The sequence below is a fragment of the Hydrogenophaga sp. L76 genome (assembly GCF_057654755.1).
This window is the reverse complement of the sequence record NZ_CM172807.1, coordinates 3,900,044-3,915,865: the sequence shown is the minus strand read 5'-3', so window position 1 is coordinate 3,915,865 and position 15,822 is coordinate 3,900,044. Positions and strand designations below refer to the sequence as shown.

Below are 15,822 nucleotides of genomic sequence, written 5' to 3'. Positions count from 1 at the left end.
CGTCTCACGGGTCCGACCCAAAAAGGCAACTCACTTCGCAGGAACGTCTTCAGCCGGCGCTTCAGGCACAGCGGTGTTCTTGATGAACCACTGCGCGCCCCAGATGCCCACCTCGTACAGCAGGCACATGGGCACCGCCAGTGCAAGTTGCGAAATGACATCGGGTGGGGTCACCACCGCGGCGATGACAAACGCGACGACGATGAAATAGCCGCGAAACTCCTTGAGCTTCTGCACCGTCACCATGTTCGTCTTCACCAGCAGCACCACCACAATGGGCACCTGGAACGCCAGACCGAAGGCCAGGTAGAGCGACAGGATAGCTTCCACGTACGACGCAATGTCGGGCGTGGCCGCAACACTGGCGGGGGTGAACTGCTGGATGAAGCCAAACATCTTGTCAAGCACAAACAACTGCACAAAGGCAATCCCCACATAGGCCAGCAAGCTGCCCAGCACGATCAGAGGGATCGCAAAGCGTTTTTCGTGGCTGTACAGCCCCGGAGCCACAAAGGCCCAGATCTGGTACATCCACCACGGCAACGACAGCAGCAGGGCCGCCATGGCCAGCACCTTGATGGGCACGAAAAAGGGGGAAAACACGCCCACCGCGATCAGCTTGGCATCGGGTGGCATGTGCGCACGAATGGGCACCGCGATCAGGTCGATCAGCCCGCTGGGGCCTGGCCAGAAAGCCAGCAACGCCATGCAGATCGCCAACCCCACGATACCGTAGAGCAGCCGATCACGCAGCTCCATCAGATGCTGGACAAAAGGCTGCTCGGAACCGGCGAGTTCGTCGGTGGAATCTTTGGGGTCGGACATCAACGGGGAGCGGTAGTGGAGCGAGGACGGAAACGCGCCACGCGCGCGGCACCCGACTGGGTGCGGGTACGAACACCTGTGCGGGCCTTGAACCACTGGGGCATGGCCTTTTGCTTGATGCGCCAGTTCTTCTTGGGGTGCTTGTAGGTGGGGTGCAGATCGGATCCGATGGAACCCAGCGCCTCATCGTAAGAGGCCGTGTTGCCCTCCAGGCCGGCTGTCGCTTCGGACCAGGATTTTTCGAAGTCACCTGCGCCGCTCTGCACCGAGGACTCGACGTCGCGGGCAGCGCTCTCGACCGACTCTTTCATCTTCTTGAGCTCTTCGAGCTCCATCGACCGGCTCACCTCGGCCTTCACGTCCGAAACGTAGCGCTGAGCCTTGCCCAGCAAAGCACCCACCGTGCGCGCAACGCGCGGAAGCTTCTCAGGGCCGATGACGATCAGCGCCACCGCCCCAATGAGGGCGAGTTTGGAAATGCCCAGATCAATCATGTGTCGGCCATCCGGAAATCAAGGCGGGCACGGGCCATGCCCGTGCCGGGTTCACAGCGGTTCAGGAAACAACCGCTGTTGCACAACATCAGCTTTTTTGCTTGGCTTCGACGTCGATGGTGTTTTTGTCGGTGCGCGTGTCCTGGGTCACCTGACCGGCGGGTGCCGAGGGGGGGGTATCGGCAGCACTCTGGCCACCCTCCTTGATGCCGTCCTTGAAACCTTTGACGGCACCGCCCAGATCCGAGCCAATGTTCTTGAGTTTTTTGGTCCCGAACACCATCACGACAATCAACAGCACGATCAGCCAGTGCCAAATCGAAAAAGAACCCATAATTTTCTCCAGATATAGAAATGAAGCGTTGGACGCTATGGGTGGGATTCTAAGCCCGGGGCAGAGTTCAGAAGCCCTTCAAAGGGAAATCCCGCCCCCAGCCAAATACCTCTTGGTCGGTGTCAGCCCCGCAACCAGGGTCGTGGTCCGCCCATGATGTGCACATGCAAATGCCGCACTTCTTGCCCGCCCTCGGAGCCGGTGTTGCACACCATGCGGAATCCGCCATCGGGATACGGATTGCAGCCCTGTTCCATGGCGAGTTTCGGTGCGAGCACCATCATGCGCCCCATCAAGCGTTCATGTTCGGATGTGAGCTGAGCCATCGATGCGAGGTGCATTTTGGGCACCATCAGAAAATGCACCGGCGCCCAGGGGTGGATGTCATGAAAAACGTACAACTCCTCGTCTTCATACACCTTTTTCGAGGGAATCTGGCCAGCGATGATCTTGCAAAAAATGCAGTCCGGGTCGTGCGTGCTCATGGGTAGGCGTGTTCAGTCGGGCAGGGATTGGCTGGCGTTCATGCGCACCATGCCCTTGACGATGCGATAGAGGAACCAGATGGAAATGATGGCCCAGGCGATCGCACCAGGCAGGTACAACAGAAGAAACAGAGGGAACGTCACCACATAGAGCACGCCGGCCCAGATCACGGTGCGGATGCGCCACGAGAAATGGCTGGCCTGCCAGGTGCCTTCGGCGTCGGACCGCTTCACCAGGTCGATGATCAACGCCACGATCAGCAGACCAGCACCCACCTGCGCTCCAGGAATGACCGCGGCCACGGCCACGATCAGATGCAGCAAATAGCTGATCCAGCCGATGGTCTTGAGCGACTCGGCTTTTTCGCTGTCGACGGCTTTGACGTCGATGATGTCGTTCATGTCGGTACCTTTCAGGATTTGGACTCGGCTTCACGCGCCACCGCCTTGCGCAACGCTTTTTCTTCCAGGCCGCTCAAACCCTCGCGCCGCGAGAGTTCGTTCACCACATCGGCCGGGGTCTTGCCATAGTGCGCCAGCGCGATCATGCAGTGGAACCAGAGATCGGCCACTTCGTTCACCAGCTTCTGACCGTCGCCACCATGGTCACAGTCCTTGGCAGCCATCACGGCCTCGGTGGCCTCTTCGCCAATTTTCTTCAGGAACGCATCCGGACCTTTGTGCATCAGGCGGGCGACGTAACTTTTTTCGGGATCACCGCCATTCGCTGGCTTGCGACTCTCAATCACGGCGGCCAGGCGCGCCAGGGCATCGGTGGAAGACATGGGGATCATTTGTAGATGGATTCGGGGTCTTTGAGCACCGGATCGACCGCATGCCATAGCCCGTTTTCATGGCGTTGGTAGAAGCAGCTGTGGCGCCCGGTGTGACAGGCGATGCCCGGCTCATGGCCGAGTTGCGTGACCTTGAGCAGCACCACGTCGTTGTCGCAATCGAGCCGGATGTCGTGCACCGTCTGCACATGGCCTGACTCTTCGCCCTTGAACCAGAGCTTGTTGCGTGAGCGGCTGAAATACACTGCGCGGCCGAGTTCGGCCGTTTTCTGCAAGGCCTCTCGGTTCATCCAGGCGAACATCAGCACGTCGCCACTCGCCGCTTCCTGCGCGATCACCGGGACCAGCCCCTGGGCGTCCCATTTCACTTCGTCCAACCAGTTCATGGAGGGAATCTACCATGTGTGCGGCACCCGACAGAGGCTTTGGCCGAATGACGGTAGGATGGGTTTGCTCTGATCGCCCGCTCCACTCCGGGGCCGGGTTCACCAACAGGACACCGATATGAAAATCCGAACGCTCATCCTGATCCTGTTCATCCTGCTGATCGCCGGGTTCGTGGCACTCAATTTCGAACAGATACTGCAACCCACGGCACTCAGTTTCGGGTTCGCGCAGGTACAGGCCCCACTGGGACTGGTGCTGCTGGGTATGCTGACCTTGGTGCTGGTGGTGTTTCTGCTCGCGCTGGTCTACTACCAGACGGTGCACCTGATGGAAGTGCGGCGCATCACGCGAGAAGCAACCGATCAGCGCCATCTGGCCGACAAGGCAGAGGCATCCCGGTTCACCGAATTGCGCCAGTACCTGCAAACGGAGATGCAGTCCATGGCCGCGCGCGAGCTGGAATTGTCTGAAAAAGTGCAGCAGAAGATCGACCAATCACAGGCCGTTCTGACCCGAGTGATCGAACAGTCCGGCAACGGCCTGGAGGCCAGCATCGGCGAACTGGAAGACCGGTTGGACCGGCAATGGCCGAACCCGTCGGGCCTCAACAACTGAAGAGTCCGCTCCGGTCAGATACGGACCGGTATGCCGCGCTCGGCCATGCGCGCTTTGGCCTGGGCCACGGTGTATTCGCCGTAGTGGAAGATGCTGGCGGCCAGCACGGCATCCGCCCCGCCCTGTTGCACGCCGTCGGCCAGATGATCGAGGTTTCCCACACCGCCGGAGGCGATCACCGGCACATTCACCGCATCAGACACAGCTCGGGTGAGCGCCAGGTCAAAGCCCGACTTGGTGCCGTCGCGGTCCATGCTGGTGAGCAAGATTTCGCCGGCGCCGAAATCGGCCATCTGCTTCGCCCAGGCGATGACGTCCAGTCCGGTGTTCTTGCGCCCGCCGTGGCTGTAGACATCCCAGCCCTCACCGCGGTTGAACATGTCCTCACCAAAGCGGCGCTTCGCGTCGATGGCGACCACGATGCATTGCGCACCGTATTTGTCGGACGCTTCGCGGATCACCTGCGGGTTCGCAATCGCCGCCGAATTGAAACTGGTCTTGTCGGCACCCGCGTTGAGCAGGCGGCGCACATCTTCTACGGTACGCACCCCGCCGCCCACCGTGAGCGGAATGAAGACCTGCGAGGCCACGGCTTCGATGATGTGCAGGATCAGGTCGCGACCGTCACTGGTGGCCGTGATGTCCAGGAAGGTCAGTTCATCGGCACCCTGATCGTTGTAGCGCGCGGCGATCTCCACCGGATCGCCGGCGTCGCGCAGCTCGACAAAGTTGACGCCCTTGACCACGCGGCCACCGGTCACGTCCAGGCAGGGGATGATGCGTTTGGCGAGCATGCTCAGCCGTTCAACTCGTCAGCAAGATTCTGAGCGACTTCAAAATCGAGGTCACCGCTGTAAATGGAGCGGCCACAGATCACGCCCTCGACACCCTCGTCCTCCACACCGCAAAGCTTGCGGATGTCCTCCAGGTTCGACAGACCACCCGAGGCGATCACGGGTATGGACAGCGACTGCGCCAGCTTGACGGTGGCTTCGATGTTGATGCCAGAAAGCATGCCGTCGCGGCCGATGTCGGTGTAGATGATGGACTCAACACCGTAGTCTTCGAACTTCTTGCCCAGATCGACCACCTCGTGGCCGGTGAGCTTGCTCCAGCCGTCGGTGGCGACCTTGCCGTCCTTGGCGTCCAGGCCCACGATGATGTGGCCGCCGAACGCGGTGCAGGCGTCCTGCAGAAAGCCGGGGTTCTTCACCGCGGCGGTGCCGATGATCACGTAGCGCAGGCCGGCATCGAGGTAGCGTTCGATGGTGTCGAGATCACGGATACCGCCACCGAGTTGCACGTCCACCTCCGAACCGATGCTCTTGAGGATGGCTCGGATGGCCTGTTCGTTTTTCGGCTTGCCGGCAAAAGCGCCGTTCAGGTCCACCAGGTGCACGCGGCGCGCACCCTTGTCAACCCAGCCACGGGCCACGGCGGCGGGGTCTTCTCCGAAAACGGTGGTTTGGTCCATGTCGCCCTGCTTGAGGCGAACGCACTGGCCGTCTTTGAGATCAATGGCAGGAATCAGCAGCATGGTGGTCGGAAAGAAGTGGACGGTTAAGGTTTCCAGGACAGGAAATTGCGGTAGAGCGCCAGGCCCTGGTCGGCGCTCTTTTCGGGGTGAAACTGGGTGGCAAAAATATTGTCGCTGGCGATCGCTGCCGCAAAGCGGCCACCATAGTCGGCCTCACCCACGCAGTGCTGTGCATGGGACGGTCGGGCATAGAAGCTGTGCACGAAGTAGAAATACGCACCTTCATCGATGCCCGTCCACAAGGGGTGTGCCACGCCGCGCCCCAGATCGTGGAACACCTGGTTCCAGCCCATCTGAGGCACCTTGTACCGGCTGCCGTCGGCCTGCAGGCGGTCTTCGAGGCGGAAGCGCACCACCTCGCCCGGAATCAGACCCAGGCCATCGGTCGGACCTTCTTCGCTGCGGTCGAGCAACATCTGCATGCCCACGCAGACACCAAAGAGCGGTTTGTTCGCCGCGGCGTGCAACACGGCCTCTTTCAGACCGGACGCGGCCAGTTGTTTCATGCAGTCGGCCATGTGGCCCTGCCCGGGCAGCACCACGCGCTCGGCGTCGAAGACCGCCTGGGGGTCGGAGGTGACGAGCACATCGAGACCGCTGCCTGCGGCCACATGCACCACGGCCTGCGACACGGAGCGCAGATTGCCGCTGCCGTAGTCCACCACGGCGACTGTCTTGGATTTCATCGGAGCAAGGGAGCAGAAAAACTCAGAGCGAGCCTTTGGTCGAGGGAATCACGTCACCCAGGCGCGTGTCGCGCTCCAGCGCCATGCGCAACGCGCGGGCGAAAGCCTTGAACACGGTCTCGGCCTGGTGGTGGGCGTTCTCGCCGTGCAGGTTGTCGATGTGCAGCGTCACGCCAGCGTGGTTGACGAAACCCTGGAAAAACTCGAAGGCGAGCTGCGTGTCGAAGCCGCCGACCATGCCGCTCTTGAACGGCACGCGCATGTGCAGGCCGGGACGGCCCGAGAAATCGACCACCACGCGCGACAGCGCCTCGTCGAGCGGCACATAGGCGTGGCCGTAGCGGCGGATGCCCTTTTTGTCACCCACGGCCTTGGCAAAGGCCTGACCGAGCGTGATGCCCACGTCTTCCACCGTGTGGTGGCCGTCGATGTGCAGGTCGCCCTGGGCCTGGATGTCCAGATCGATCAACCCGTGGCGGGCAATCTGGTCGAGCATGTGATCGAAGAACCCGATGCCGGTGGACAGCTTCGCCGCACCCGAACCGTCGAGGTTGATGCGCACGCTGATCTGCGTTTCCGCGGTGTTGCGCTGGACCTCGGCCACTCGGTCGGCGGCAGCGGCAGGGGAAACGGAGGACATGACGGTCATAGGGTTTGTTGCAGGGCGCTGATCAGTAACGCGGTCTCGGCGGGGGTGCCCACCGTGAGGCGCAGGCAGTTGGCCAGCGATGGGTGCATTTTAGAAACATTCTTGACCAGAATGCCGCGCGCCTTCAGACCGTCGAAGCAGCGTTGTGCATCGGGCACACGCGCCAGCACCATGTTGGCGTCGCTGGGGAACGGCGTCACGCCCGGCATGCGGGCCAGCGCGCCGATCAGCAGCGCCCGCTGCTCGCGGATCTGAGCGGCTTGTTGCGCGAACACATCGGCATGCTCCAGTGCGAACAGCGCGCATTCGGCGTTGAGCACGCTCACGTTGTAGGGCGGGCGCAGTTTGTCCACCTCGTGCACCAGCGTCTGAGGCCCGAGCATGTAGCCCAGGCGCACGCCGGCGAGGCCGAACTTGGAAAGCGTGCGCATGAGCAGCACGTTGGCGTTGGCCACCGGGTCGGCTCGAATTTCGTCGAGCCAGGTCTTGCTGGAAAACGGCTGATAGGCCTCGTCCATCACCACCAGCCCGCCGAAGGTGGCGGCCTCGGCGACCAAGCGCCGGATCACGCCCGCATCCCAGAGGTTGGCGGTGGGGTTGTTCGGATACGCGATGTAGGTGATGGCGGGCTGGTGCGCGCGCATCGCGGCCAGCATGGCGGCCTCATCGAGCTCGAAGTCGGTCGTGAGCGGCACACCGTGGAAAGCCAGGCCCTGCAGCTGTGCACCCATGGCGTACATGACGAAACCGGGCAACGGCGCCAGGATGCTGGCACCGGGCACGTCACAAGCCATCGCCAGCAGGGCAATCAGCTCGTCCGAACCGTTGCCCAGCATCAGGTCGAAGCCTGCGGGCAGGTCCACGTAGCGGGCCAGCGCCTGCTTCAGATCGTCGATGCGGCCGCCGGGGTAGCGATTGATCGCGACGGCGCCCAGGCGGGCACCCAGCTGGGCTTGCAGCTCGGGCGACAGCGAGAACGGGTTCTCCATCGCATCGAGCTTGACCATGCCGGCCGAGTCCTGGATGGCGTAGGCGTGCATGGACTGGATGTCCTGGCGGATGAAGCGCAGCGGGTTCGGGGTGTTCATGGCGTTCATTTCGCGACTCGCATGGGGGGCACTTCGTTCAGACGCATCTCCGCAGCACGGGCATGGGCCTGAAGGCCTTCGCCATAGGCCAGCTCGGCGGCGATGGTGCCCAGCGTTTGTGCTCCAGCGGCGCTGACCTCGATCAGGCTGCTGCGCTTCTGGAAGTCGTACACGCCCAGCGGGGACGAGAAACGCGCCGTGCCGCTGGTGGGCAGCACGTGGTTGGGGCCGGCGCAGTAGTCGCCCAAGCTTTCGCTGGTGTAGGCGCCGAGGAAGATGGCGCCGGCGTGTTTGAGCAGCGGCTCCCAGCGGTGCGGCTCGCTGCTCGACACCTCCAGGTGCTCGGGCGCGATGCGGTTGCTGATGGCGCAGGCCTCTTCCATGTCGCGCGTCTGGATCAGCGCGCCGCGGTCGTTCAGGCTCCTGGCGATGATGGCTGCACGCGGCATGGTCGGCAGCAGGCGATCAATGGCGGCCTGAACGGCGGCTATGTAGGCCTCGTCCGGACACAGCAGGATCGATTGGGCCAGTTCGTCGTGTTCGGCCTGGCTGAACAGGTCCATCGCCACCCAGTCGGCCGGCGTGCTGCCATCGGCCAGCACCAGGATTTCGCTCGGGCCGGCGATCATGTCAATGCCCACGGTGCCGAACACACGCTTCTTGGCGCTCGCCACGTAGGCGTTGCCCGGGCCGGTGATCTTGTCGACCTTGGGCACGGTGGCCGTGCCGTAGGCCAGCGCGGCCACGGCCTGGGCGCCACCGATGGTGAAGGCGCGGGTGACGCCGGCCACATAGGCCGCGGCCAGCACCAATGCGTTCTTTTCACCCCGGGGCGTGGGCACGACCATGATGATCTCGTCCACCCCGGCCACATGGGCGGGGATCGCGTTCATCAACACGCTGGACGGATAGGCCGCCTTGCCGCCGGGTACGTAGATGCCCACGCGGTCCAGCGGCGTGACCTTCTGACCCAGCAGGGTACCGTCTTCGTCGCGGTAGCTCCAGCTCTCGCCGCTGGCCTTCTTCTGCGCCTCGTGGTAGCTGCGCACCCGGCGCGCGGCCGATTCCAGTGCGTCGCGCTGGGCGGCGGGCAGGCTGTGAAACGCGGCCTTGAGTTCGGCCTGGGTGAGCTCCAGATTCTGGAGGCTGTCCACCGTCAGGCCGTCAAAACGTGCGGTGTATTCCATCACCGCGGCATCACCGCGCTGCTGCACATCGGCCAGGATGTCCGCGACTCGCTGCTCGATCGCGCTGTCCGTCTCCGCCGACCAATGGAGCCGGGCGGCAAACTGCGCCTCAAAATCGGCCGAGGTGGTGGACAGTCGGAGGGGCGAAGCGGTGAGGCTCATGACGGTACGGCGTTTTTTTCGATGGCGCTGGAGAAGGCGTCGAGAATGGGGCGGATGGCGGCCTGCTTGAGCTTGAGCGCGGCCTGGTTGACCACCAGGCGCGAGCTGATGTCCATGATGCGTTCGACCTCGACCAGCTGGTTGGCCTTGAGCGTGTTGCCGGTGGACACCAGGTCCACGATGGCATCGGCCAGACCGGTGAGCGGCGCGAGTTCCATGCTGCCGTAGAGCTTGATCAGGTCCACGTGCACGCCCTTGCTGGCGAAAAATTCGCGCGCGATGGCCGTGTACTTGGTGGCCACCTTCAGGCGCGAACCCTGCCGCATGGCCGAGGCATAGTCAAAGTCATTGCGCACCGCCACGCTCATGCGGCACTTGGCGATCTGCAGATCCAGCGGCTGGTACAGGCCCTGGCCGCCGTGTTCGATCAGTGTGTCCTTGCCGGTCACACCCAGATCGGCGCCGCCGTACTCGACGTAGGTGGGCACGTCGGTGGCACGCACCAGCACCACGCGCACGCCGGGCTGGTTGGTCAGCAGGATCAGCTTGCGCGACGTTTCCGGATCTTCCAGCACCTCAATGCCCGCAGCCGCGAGCAGCGGCAAGGTTTCGTCGAAGATGCGGCCTTTGGAAAGGGCGAGGGTGATCATTTCACTCTTTCGATATTGGCGCCGATGCCCCGCAGCTTTTCTTCCATCTGATCGTAGCCACGGTCCAGATGGTAGATGCGGTCGACGATGGTCTCGCCTACGGCCACGAGGCCGGCGATCACCAGGCTGGCGGACGCGCGCAAGTCGGTCGCCATGACGATCGCGCCCGACAACCTGTCAATGCCCTCGACCACCGCCACCTTGCCATCGGTCTGGATCTTCGCGCCCAGGCGCACCAGCTCGTTGACGTGCATGAAGCGGTTTTCAAAAATCGTTTCGGTCACCTTGCTGGAACCGGTGGCGATGCAATTGAGCGCCATGAACTGCGCCTGCATGTCGGTCGGGAAGCCCGGGTACTCGGTGGTCCGGAAACTTTGAGCCTTCAGGCGGCCCGAAGCCCGCACGCGGATAAAGCCGTCGCCGGCCTCGATCTCGGCACCCGCCTCGTGCAGCTTGTCGATCACTGCGTCCAGGTGCTCGGCGCGCGCATGACGCAGGATCACGTCGCCCCCCGTCGCGGCCACGGCGCACAGAAAGGTGCCAGCCTCGATACGGTCGGCCACCACCTGGTGGGAAGCGCCGTGCAGGCGGTCCACGCCCTGGATGTGGATGCGGCTGGTGCCGTGACCTTCGATCTTCGCACCCATGGCGATCAGCATTTCGGCCAGATCGGCAATCTCGGGCTCCTGGGCCGCGTTTTCCAGCAGCGTCTCGCCTTCGGCCAGCGCCGCGGCCATGAGGAAGTTCTCGGTGCCGGTCACGGTGACCATGTCGGTGGCGATGCGCGCACCGTGCAGGCGCGTCTTGCCTGCCGGCAGCTGGGCCACCATGTAGCCGTGTTCGACCTGTATCTCGGCGCCCATGGCCTGCAGGCCCTTGATGTGCTGGTCCACCGGGCGCGAGCCGATGGCGCAGCCACCGGGCAGCGACACCTTGGCGTGGCCAAAGCGCGCCAGCAGCGGGCCCAGCACCAGCACCGAAGCGCGCATGGTCTTGACCAGTTCGTAGGGCGCTTCAGCCTTGAGCGAATCGGGCGCCTGGAAAGTCATGCCCCCGCGTTCGCCGTGGGTTTCGGATTGCACGCCCATGTTGTCCAGCAACAGGCGCATGGTGGCCACATCGCGCAGCCGTGGCACATTGGTCAGCGTCACCGGCTCGGCGGTGAGCAAGGTGGCGCACAACTCAGGCAGGGCAGCGTTCTTGGCGCCGGAGATGACCACTTCGCCATTGAGGGGGCGGCCACCGGTGATGCGCAGTTTGTCCATGGGGGGAGATGTCTTTCAGTTGGTACCGGCCAGCGACAACAGCACCGCTCCGGTCCGGGTCACCGCAGAACCGGCTCTGCCGGGCTGCGGATGACGCCCCCCGGGGGGTGACGCGTAGCGGCGCAGTGGGGTCATTGTTTGGCCCACTCGGCGGGTGTGAAGGTCTTCATCGACAGGGCATGCACCTCGTCGCTCTGGATGCGCTCGCCCAGCGTGGCGTACACCCGCTTGTGCCGGGCAATGGCGCGCATGCCTTCGAACTCGGGCGACACGATCACGGCCGCCCAGTGGCGGCCATCGCCGGTGACTTCAAGGTGCTCGCAGGGCAGGCCGGCGGCGATCAGTTGTTGCAATTGGTCAGCGGTCATGGCATTCGATGAAATCAGTGGCGGATTTTGTAGCCGATGCGCAGCAGGTGCAGCGCCACGGCACTGACCAGAACGAACGCACCCCCGACCAGACCCAGGCTCACCCAGGGTGAGACGTCGCTGACGCCAAAGAACCCATAGCGGAAGCCGTCGATCATGTAGAAAAACGGGTTGAGGTGGCTCACGGTCTGCCAGAAGTCTGGCAGTGAATGGATGGAGTAGAACACGCCCGAGAGGAAGGTCATGGGCATGATGATGAAGTTCTGGAAGGCGGCCATCTGGTCGAACTTCTCCGCCCACAGGCCGGCGATCAGTCCCAGGGCACCCAACAGGCCTGCTCCCAGGAGCGCAAAAACGAGAATCCACAGCGGGGCCTCGAAGGTGGGTCGGGCAAACCACCAGGTAGCCAGCATCACACCGACCCCGACGGCCAGGCCACGCGCCACGGACGAACCCACATAGGCCACGAACCACGCGCGGTGCGACAGCGGCGTGAGCTGCAAAAACACCAGATTGCCCATGATCTTGCTCTGGACCAGCGAGCTGCTGCTGTTCGCGAATGCGTTCTGCAAGACGCTCATCATCACCAGACCCGGCAGCAGGAACGCCGTGTAATTCACAGAACCGTACACCTGCACCCGGTCTTCCAGCACGTGGCCGAAGATCATCATGTACAGGATGGCGGTGATCACCGGCGCAGCCACGGTCTGGAAACCCACCTTCCAGAAGCGCAGGATCTCTTTGTAGAACAGCATTTGCCAGCCGGTCATGGTGACGGTGCCCCCACATTCGGCACTGACGTGTCCTCTCGGCCCCCCAGGGAGGTACGTCCCACCTTGGGGAGGCCCGGCGGCAGAACCCCCTCCTGAGCACGGTGCGCCGAATTGCTGCCTTCGATCACCTCCAGGAACACATCCTCCAGATCGGCCTTGCGGATCTCGATGTCTTCAACGCGCGCACCGGCTTCACGCACGCTGGCCAGAATGCGCTCGACCGCGATCGCGTCGTTGGCCGGCAGTTGCACCACGCGCCCGGTCACCCTGGCCATCACCGCGAGATCGTCGGGCAGCGCGTCATCGGTCTTGAAACGCAGAACATTCGACGCCGCACGCTTGAGCAGCTCGGAAGTTCGGTCCAGCGCCACCACCTCGCCACGGTTGAGCATGGCGATACGGTTGCACAACGCCTCGGCTTCTTCCAGGTAGTGGGTGGTCAGCAGCACCGTGCTGCCCTGCTTGTTGAGCTGGGAAATGAACTGCCACAGTGTCTGGCGCAGCTCCACATCCACACCCGCGGTGGGTTCGTCGAGCACGATCACCGGCGGCTTGTGCACCAGCGCCTGCGCCACCAGCACCCGGCGTTTCATGCCGCCCGAAAGCTGGCGCATGTTGGCGCCGGCTTTGTCGGCCAGCCCCAACCCGTCAAGCAGCTCGTCGATCCAGGCGTCGTTGTGGCGGATGCTGAAATAACCGGACTGTAAACGCAGCGCCTCACGCACGTTGAAAAACGGGTCGAACACCAGTTCCTGCGGCACCACGCCAAGGGCGCGGCGCGCAGCCTGGTAGTCGGTTTGAACATCGTGTCCTTTCACCAGCACGCGACCACCGGTGGCGCGAGCCAGCCCGGCCAGGATGCTGATGAGGGTGGTCTTGCCCGCTCCGTTGGGACCCAGCAGCCCGAAAAACTCACCGGGCTGGATGTCGAAGGACACCGCCTTGAGCGCATGCAGGTCGCCGCGGGAGGAAGGATAGATCTTGGAGACGTTCTGAAAGGAAACTGCGGGCATGGAGGGTGCGGGACCACGAGATCACCGGCCCTGACCAGGACATCTGATCATGGTGGGACAACAGGATATTTTAAGCCTGCGCGCAGCAGCACATCGGACACAGGGCCAACAGCCAAGCCCGTTCATGCCATCGGGCTTGCCGAAAACGGTTCGCCCGCAACCCTCAGCCGGGCAACAACTCGCTCATGCCGTACAGCCCCACGAGATCGCGCAAACGTTGAGGGATGTGATGCACCTGCAGGGTCTTGCCTTGCGCCATCAGCCGCCGGCGGAGTTCCAGCAAAACGGCAACAGCCGATGAGTCACACACCTCCAGGCCGCTCGCATCGATCTGCAAAGTCGTTGGCGTTTGCCGGGCCAGCGCGGTGTCGAGCTGCTCCAGCGTCTGCACCGCCTCATTGAGCGTCAGCCTCTGCGGCAACCGGGCCGCATCAGCCAACACCATGCTGTCGTCGCTCATGTGTTCAACCCGCTTTGGGCGCGCTGGCCTTGTTGCGCTGGGACAGCGTGGCGATCAGGCCATCAATGCCCTTGCTGCTGATTTCTTGCGCGAACTGGGAGCGGTACGTCTCCACCAGCCAGACACCCAACACGTTCAGATCGTAAATCTTCCAGCCTTGTGGCGTCTTTTCCAGCCGGTAGTCCAGCTGGATGGGTTCGCCCCGTCCACGCACTTCGGAACGCACGACCACCTCGGTATCTTCGGGTCGTGAACGCAGGGGGCGAAAGCTCAGGGTCTGGTCCTTGACTTCACCCAGGGCCCCGGCATAGGTGCGCACCAACAATATCTTGAACTCGTCCTGCAGCTGCTTCTGCTGCTCAGGCGTGGCCTGGCGCCAGTAGCGCCCGACAGCCGACGAGGTCATGCGGGAAAAGTTGACGTTCGGCATGATCTTGGTGTCCACCAAGGTCACGATGCGACCGACATCCCCCTTCTGGATCGCATCATCGGCCTTCACGGCATCCATGACCTCGCCAGAAATGCGCTTGACCAGCACATCGGGTGCTTCACCGTCGGCAAAAGCCTGTGTGACAGCCAGCGAGCTGACCAGCAGGGCACCGGTTGCGAGCAAACGGGATATCCATTGGCGACGTTGCATCATCTGAAATTCCTTCTTTGTAGCGGTGGTCCACCGGACTGGAGAACCGTCATCCCACGTGAGAGGAGACTTTAGAACAGCGGTTCCCCGTTTGTGTGTCCGGCCTGTAAGTGTTTGGTATCGGTGTGTAGTCAGTCGTTGTTCTGCAAACCGATGCCCTTGTCTTTCAGGTCTTCGATCTGGCTTTCACGGCGCTGCAGGTACACATCGCGGGTGAAACTGTACTTGTCCAGTGCAGCCCCGTCGAGCATGGTGGTGGCCCGCAACAGGTTGGCACGCGTTTCCACGGCCCGCAGCGCGTACAGCGAGTTGCGCAATGACACATTCGAAAGCCTCTGCACGAGGTCCCCGCGTGCCTCGATGCTGAAGCCCGCCGCATCCCGCACCGACGAGGGTCCGAAGATTGGCAGCACCAGGTAAGGACCCGAAGGGATGCCCCAGCGACCCAGCGTCTGCCCGAAATCAAGCCGCGTGCGCTCAATGCCCATCTCGGACGCGATATCCAGCACCCCGGCGAGACCGAAGAAGGTGTTGACATTGAAGCGCATGAAATTCTCGGCGGCTTCGCGTGGTCGCAACTGCAGCGACGCGTTGATGAACGACCAGCCGTCGCGCAGGTTCTCAAAGAAGTTGTTCACGCCGGTCCGCACCGGGTCGGGTGTGATGTCGCGGTAAACCGTAGCAACCGGCTTGAGCAACGCGCCATCCACCGCGTCGTTGAACTCGGTCACCTGGCGGTTGAACGGCTCCCAGGGATCACGTGGATTCGCATTCGGCCCCGTGGCACAACCGGTCAACGCCAGACACACCAATGCAGCAGATGCCCAGCGATACGGTGCACCCGAAAAAGGCCCAAGATTTCTGTTCTTCATGTTTTGCTCCCTGCTTCAGATGATGCACCTGAACGGATCAACACTCACGGAGCCTTGCTCTCGCCACCGCCGGCAGCCTTGTCGAACAGAAACTGTCCGATCAGATTTTCGAGCACCACAGCGGATTGGGTCTGTGTGATCACGTCACCACCCGCGAGGTTGTTGGTATCGCCACCAGGCTCGATGCCGATGTACTGGTCTCCGAGCAGTCCGGAGGTGAGGATTTTGGCCGACGAGTCCTTGGGGAACAACACGCTCTGGTTGATCTCCATGGTGGCCACACCCTGGTAGGTCTGTGTGTCCAGCACGACGCTGGTGACCCGACCGACATTCACCCCGGCGGAGCGCACCGGCGCGCGCGCTTTCAGCCCCCCGATATTGTCAAACCGCGCCTGCACCACGTAGGTCTCACCTCCGTTGGAGAAGCTGCCCAGGTTGGCGGCCTTCAAGGCCAGGAACAGCAGGCCCAGCGCGCCGAGCACGACAAACAGGCCAACCAGGATTTCAGTGCTTCTTTTGTTCATACGTCAGCTGCTCA

The 15,822-nt window shown here is 62.8% G+C and carries 23 protein-coding genes; 1 reads left to right on the top strand and 22 read right to left on the bottom strand.

The annotated features are described in order from the left end of the window. Positions 1-30: 30 nt before the first annotated feature. The 7 genes from tatC to hisI form a co-directional block, all read right to left on the bottom strand. Positions 31-825 (bottom strand): twin-arginine translocase subunit TatC, encoded by a 795-nt coding sequence (gene tatC / locus AC23D4_RS19035; RefSeq protein WP_472889152.1) that lies wholly within the window; start codon positions 823-825, stop codon positions 31-33. Further along, complete coding sequence (tatB, locus tag AC23D4_RS19030) at positions 825-1,319, bottom strand: Sec-independent protein translocase protein TatB (protein ID WP_472889151.1); 495 nt, start codon at positions 1,317-1,319, stop codon at positions 825-827. The genes tatC and tatB overlap by 1 nt, the downstream gene beginning before the upstream one ends. An 88-nt stretch (positions 1,320-1,407) precedes the next feature. Further along, entirely contained in the window at positions 1,408-1,653 is a 246-nt protein-coding gene (gene tatA, locus AC23D4_RS19025) for a Sec-independent protein translocase subunit TatA (protein ID WP_305360216.1), read from the bottom strand. A gap of 122 nt (positions 1,654-1,775) precedes the next feature. Continuing rightward, positions 1,776-2,138 carry a histidine triad nucleotide-binding protein gene (locus AC23D4_RS19020; protein WP_472889150.1) on the bottom strand — a complete coding sequence of 121 codons (363 nt, stop codon included), beginning with the start codon at positions 2,136-2,138 and terminating at the stop codon, positions 1,776-1,778. Between the two features lie 12 nt (positions 2,139-2,150). Next, complete coding sequence (locus AC23D4_RS19015) at positions 2,151-2,540, bottom strand: DUF4870 family protein (protein WP_472889149.1); 390 nt, start codon at positions 2,538-2,540, stop codon at positions 2,151-2,153. An 11-nt stretch (positions 2,541-2,551) separates the two neighbouring features. Next, positions 2,552-2,923, bottom strand: a complete 372-nt coding sequence (locus AC23D4_RS19010) for a phosphoribosyl-ATP diphosphatase (protein WP_472889148.1) — start codon at positions 2,921-2,923, stop codon at positions 2,552-2,554. Between the two features lie 5 nt (positions 2,924-2,928). Next, positions 2,929-3,327: a phosphoribosyl-AMP cyclohydrolase gene (gene hisI, locus AC23D4_RS19005; protein WP_472889230.1), complete on the bottom strand. Its 399-nt coding sequence runs from the start codon at positions 3,325-3,327 to the stop codon at positions 2,929-2,931. A gap of 109 nt (positions 3,328-3,436) precedes the next feature. Here hisI and AC23D4_RS19000 point away from each other — a divergent pair, with 109 nt between their 5' ends. Next, on the top strand, positions 3,437-3,934 hold the full coding sequence (locus AC23D4_RS19000) for a LapA family protein (protein WP_472889147.1): 498 nt from the start codon (positions 3,437-3,439) through the stop codon (positions 3,932-3,934). A gap of 14 nt (positions 3,935-3,948) precedes the next feature. Here the strand turns inward: AC23D4_RS19000 and hisF are convergent, their stop codons facing one another. The 15 genes from hisF to mlaD form a co-directional block, all read right to left on the bottom strand. After that, on the bottom strand, positions 3,949-4,728 hold the full coding sequence (hisF, locus tag AC23D4_RS18995; RefSeq protein ID WP_472889146.1) for an imidazole glycerol phosphate synthase subunit HisF: 780 nt from the start codon (positions 4,726-4,728) through the stop codon (positions 3,949-3,951). Positions 4,729-4,730: 2 nt separating this feature from the next. Further along, positions 4,731-5,471: a 1-(5-phosphoribosyl)-5-[(5-phosphoribosylamino)methylideneamino]imidazole-4-carboxamide isomerase gene (gene hisA / locus AC23D4_RS18990; RefSeq protein WP_472889145.1), complete on the bottom strand. Its 741-nt coding sequence runs from the start codon at positions 5,469-5,471 to the stop codon at positions 4,731-4,733. Between the two features lie 23 nt (positions 5,472-5,494). Next, positions 5,495-6,157, bottom strand: a complete 663-nt coding sequence (hisH, locus tag AC23D4_RS18985; protein ID WP_472889144.1) for an imidazole glycerol phosphate synthase subunit HisH — start codon at positions 6,155-6,157, stop codon at positions 5,495-5,497. 22 nt (positions 6,158-6,179) lie between these two features. Continuing rightward, the gene (gene hisB, locus AC23D4_RS18980) at positions 6,180-6,797 is read right to left on the bottom strand and encodes an imidazoleglycerol-phosphate dehydratase HisB (protein WP_472889143.1); all 618 of its coding nucleotides are present in this window, start codon (positions 6,795-6,797) and stop codon (positions 6,180-6,182) included. Between the two features lie 5 nt (positions 6,798-6,802). Next, positions 6,803-7,903: a histidinol-phosphate transaminase gene (gene hisC / locus AC23D4_RS18975; RefSeq protein WP_472889142.1), complete on the bottom strand. Its 1,101-nt coding sequence runs from the start codon at positions 7,901-7,903 to the stop codon at positions 6,803-6,805. Continuing rightward, positions 7,900-9,243 (bottom strand): histidinol dehydrogenase, encoded by a 1,344-nt coding sequence (hisD, locus tag AC23D4_RS18970; RefSeq protein WP_472889141.1) that lies wholly within the window; start codon positions 9,241-9,243, stop codon positions 7,900-7,902. Before hisD ends, hisC begins: the two co-directional genes overlap by 4 nt. Beyond that, positions 9,240-9,893 carry an ATP phosphoribosyltransferase gene (hisG, locus tag AC23D4_RS18965; RefSeq protein WP_472889140.1) on the bottom strand — a complete coding sequence of 218 codons (654 nt, stop codon included), beginning with the start codon at positions 9,891-9,893 and terminating at the stop codon, positions 9,240-9,242. The genes hisD and hisG overlap by 4 nt, the downstream gene beginning before the upstream one ends. Continuing rightward, the gene (murA, locus tag AC23D4_RS18960) at positions 9,890-11,158 is read right to left on the bottom strand and encodes a UDP-N-acetylglucosamine 1-carboxyvinyltransferase (RefSeq protein WP_472889139.1); all 1,269 of its coding nucleotides are present in this window, start codon (positions 11,156-11,158) and stop codon (positions 9,890-9,892) included. Before murA ends, hisG begins: the two co-directional genes overlap by 4 nt. A 131-nt stretch (positions 11,159-11,289) precedes the next feature. Continuing rightward, positions 11,290-11,526 carry a BolA family protein gene (locus AC23D4_RS18955; protein WP_472889138.1) on the bottom strand — a complete coding sequence of 79 codons (237 nt, stop codon included), beginning with the start codon at positions 11,524-11,526 and terminating at the stop codon, positions 11,290-11,292. A gap of 14 nt (positions 11,527-11,540) precedes the next feature. Then, complete coding sequence (locus AC23D4_RS18950; RefSeq protein ID WP_472889137.1) at positions 11,541-12,296, bottom strand: ABC transporter permease; 756 nt, start codon at positions 12,294-12,296, stop codon at positions 11,541-11,543. After that, the gene (locus AC23D4_RS18945) at positions 12,293-13,312 is read right to left on the bottom strand and encodes an ABC transporter ATP-binding protein (protein ID WP_472889136.1); all 1,020 of its coding nucleotides are present in this window, start codon (positions 13,310-13,312) and stop codon (positions 12,293-12,295) included. The genes AC23D4_RS18950 and AC23D4_RS18945 overlap by 4 nt, the downstream gene beginning before the upstream one ends. Positions 13,313-13,475: 163 nt before the next feature. Continuing rightward, positions 13,476-13,772 carry an STAS domain-containing protein gene (locus AC23D4_RS18940; protein ID WP_472889135.1) on the bottom strand — a complete coding sequence of 99 codons (297 nt, stop codon included), beginning with the start codon at positions 13,770-13,772 and terminating at the stop codon, positions 13,476-13,478. A gap of 4 nt (positions 13,773-13,776) precedes the next feature. Beyond that, complete coding sequence (locus tag AC23D4_RS18935; protein WP_472889229.1) at positions 13,777-14,412, bottom strand: MlaC/ttg2D family ABC transporter substrate-binding protein; 636 nt, start codon at positions 14,410-14,412, stop codon at positions 13,777-13,779. A 131-nt stretch (positions 14,413-14,543) separates the two neighbouring features. Beyond that, positions 14,544-15,143 (bottom strand): MlaA family lipoprotein, encoded by a 600-nt coding sequence (locus AC23D4_RS18930; protein WP_487623646.1) that lies wholly within the window; start codon positions 15,141-15,143, stop codon positions 14,544-14,546. 185 nt (positions 15,144-15,328) lie between these two features. Next, positions 15,329-15,808: an outer membrane lipid asymmetry maintenance protein MlaD gene (gene mlaD, locus AC23D4_RS18925; RefSeq protein WP_472889133.1), complete on the bottom strand. Its 480-nt coding sequence runs from the start codon at positions 15,806-15,808 to the stop codon at positions 15,329-15,331. Positions 15,809-15,822 lie beyond the last annotated feature (14 nt).

What these genes read in the sequence shown, in the direction of transcription:
- tatC (WP_472889152.1), bottom strand. Translation starts at nt 825, where the DNA reads ATGTCCGACCCCAAAGATTCCACCGACGAACTCGCCGGTTCCGAGCAG.
- tatB (WP_472889151.1), bottom strand. Translation starts at nt 1,319, where the DNA reads ATGATTGATCTGGGCATTTCCAAACTCGCCCTCATTGGGGCGGTGGCG.
- tatA (WP_305360216.1), bottom strand. Translation starts at nt 1,653, where the DNA reads ATGGGTTCTTTTTCGATTTGGCACTGGCTGATCGTGCTGTTGATTGTC.
- AC23D4_RS19020 (WP_472889150.1), bottom strand. Translation starts at nt 2,138, where the DNA reads ATGAGCACGCACGACCCGGACTGCATTTTTTGCAAGATCATCGCTGGC.
- AC23D4_RS19015 (WP_472889149.1), bottom strand. Translation starts at nt 2,540, where the DNA reads ATGAACGACATCATCGACGTCAAAGCCGTCGACAGCGAAAAAGCCGAG.
- AC23D4_RS19010 (WP_472889148.1), bottom strand. Translation starts at nt 2,923, where the DNA reads ATGTCTTCCACCGATGCCCTGGCGCGCCTGGCCGCCGTGATTGAGAGT.
- AC23D4_RS19000 (WP_472889147.1), top strand. Translation starts at nt 3,437, where the DNA reads ATGAAAATCCGAACGCTCATCCTGATCCTGTTCATCCTGCTGATCGCC.
- hisF (WP_472889146.1), bottom strand. Translation starts at nt 4,728, where the DNA reads ATGCTCGCCAAACGCATCATCCCCTGCCTGGACGTGACCGGTGGCCGC.
- hisA (WP_472889145.1), bottom strand. Translation starts at nt 5,471, where the DNA reads ATGCTGCTGATTCCTGCCATTGATCTCAAAGACGGCCAGTGCGTTCGC.
- hisH (WP_472889144.1), bottom strand. Translation starts at nt 6,157, where the DNA reads ATGAAATCCAAGACAGTCGCCGTGGTGGACTACGGCAGCGGCAATCTG.
- hisB (WP_472889143.1), bottom strand. Translation starts at nt 6,797, where the DNA reads ATGTCCTCCGTTTCCCCTGCCGCTGCCGCCGACCGAGTGGCCGAGGTC.
- hisC (WP_472889142.1), bottom strand. Translation starts at nt 7,903, where the DNA reads ATGAACGCCATGAACACCCCGAACCCGCTGCGCTTCATCCGCCAGGAC.
- hisD (WP_472889141.1), bottom strand. Translation starts at nt 9,243, where the DNA reads ATGAGCCTCACCGCTTCGCCCCTCCGACTGTCCACCACCTCGGCCGAT.
- hisG (WP_472889140.1), bottom strand. Translation starts at nt 9,893, where the DNA reads ATGATCACCCTCGCCCTTTCCAAAGGCCGCATCTTCGACGAAACCTTG.
- murA (WP_472889139.1), bottom strand. Translation starts at nt 11,158, where the DNA reads ATGGACAAACTGCGCATCACCGGTGGCCGCCCCCTCAATGGCGAAGTG.
- AC23D4_RS18955 (WP_472889138.1), bottom strand. Translation starts at nt 11,526, where the DNA reads ATGACCGCTGACCAATTGCAACAACTGATCGCCGCCGGCCTGCCCTGC.
- AC23D4_RS18950 (WP_472889137.1), bottom strand. Translation starts at nt 12,296, where the DNA reads ATGACCGGCTGGCAAATGCTGTTCTACAAAGAGATCCTGCGCTTCTGG.
- AC23D4_RS18945 (WP_472889136.1), bottom strand. Translation starts at nt 13,312, where the DNA reads ATGCCCGCAGTTTCCTTTCAGAACGTCTCCAAGATCTATCCTTCCTCC.
- AC23D4_RS18940 (WP_472889135.1), bottom strand. Translation starts at nt 13,772, where the DNA reads ATGAGCGACGACAGCATGGTGTTGGCTGATGCGGCCCGGTTGCCGCAG.
- AC23D4_RS18935 (WP_472889229.1), bottom strand. Translation starts at nt 14,412, where the DNA reads ATGCAACGTCGCCAATGGATATCCCGTTTGCTCGCAACCGGTGCCCTG.
- mlaD (WP_472889133.1), bottom strand. Translation starts at nt 15,808, where the DNA reads ATGAACAAAAGAAGCACTGAAATCCTGGTTGGCCTGTTTGTCGTGCTC.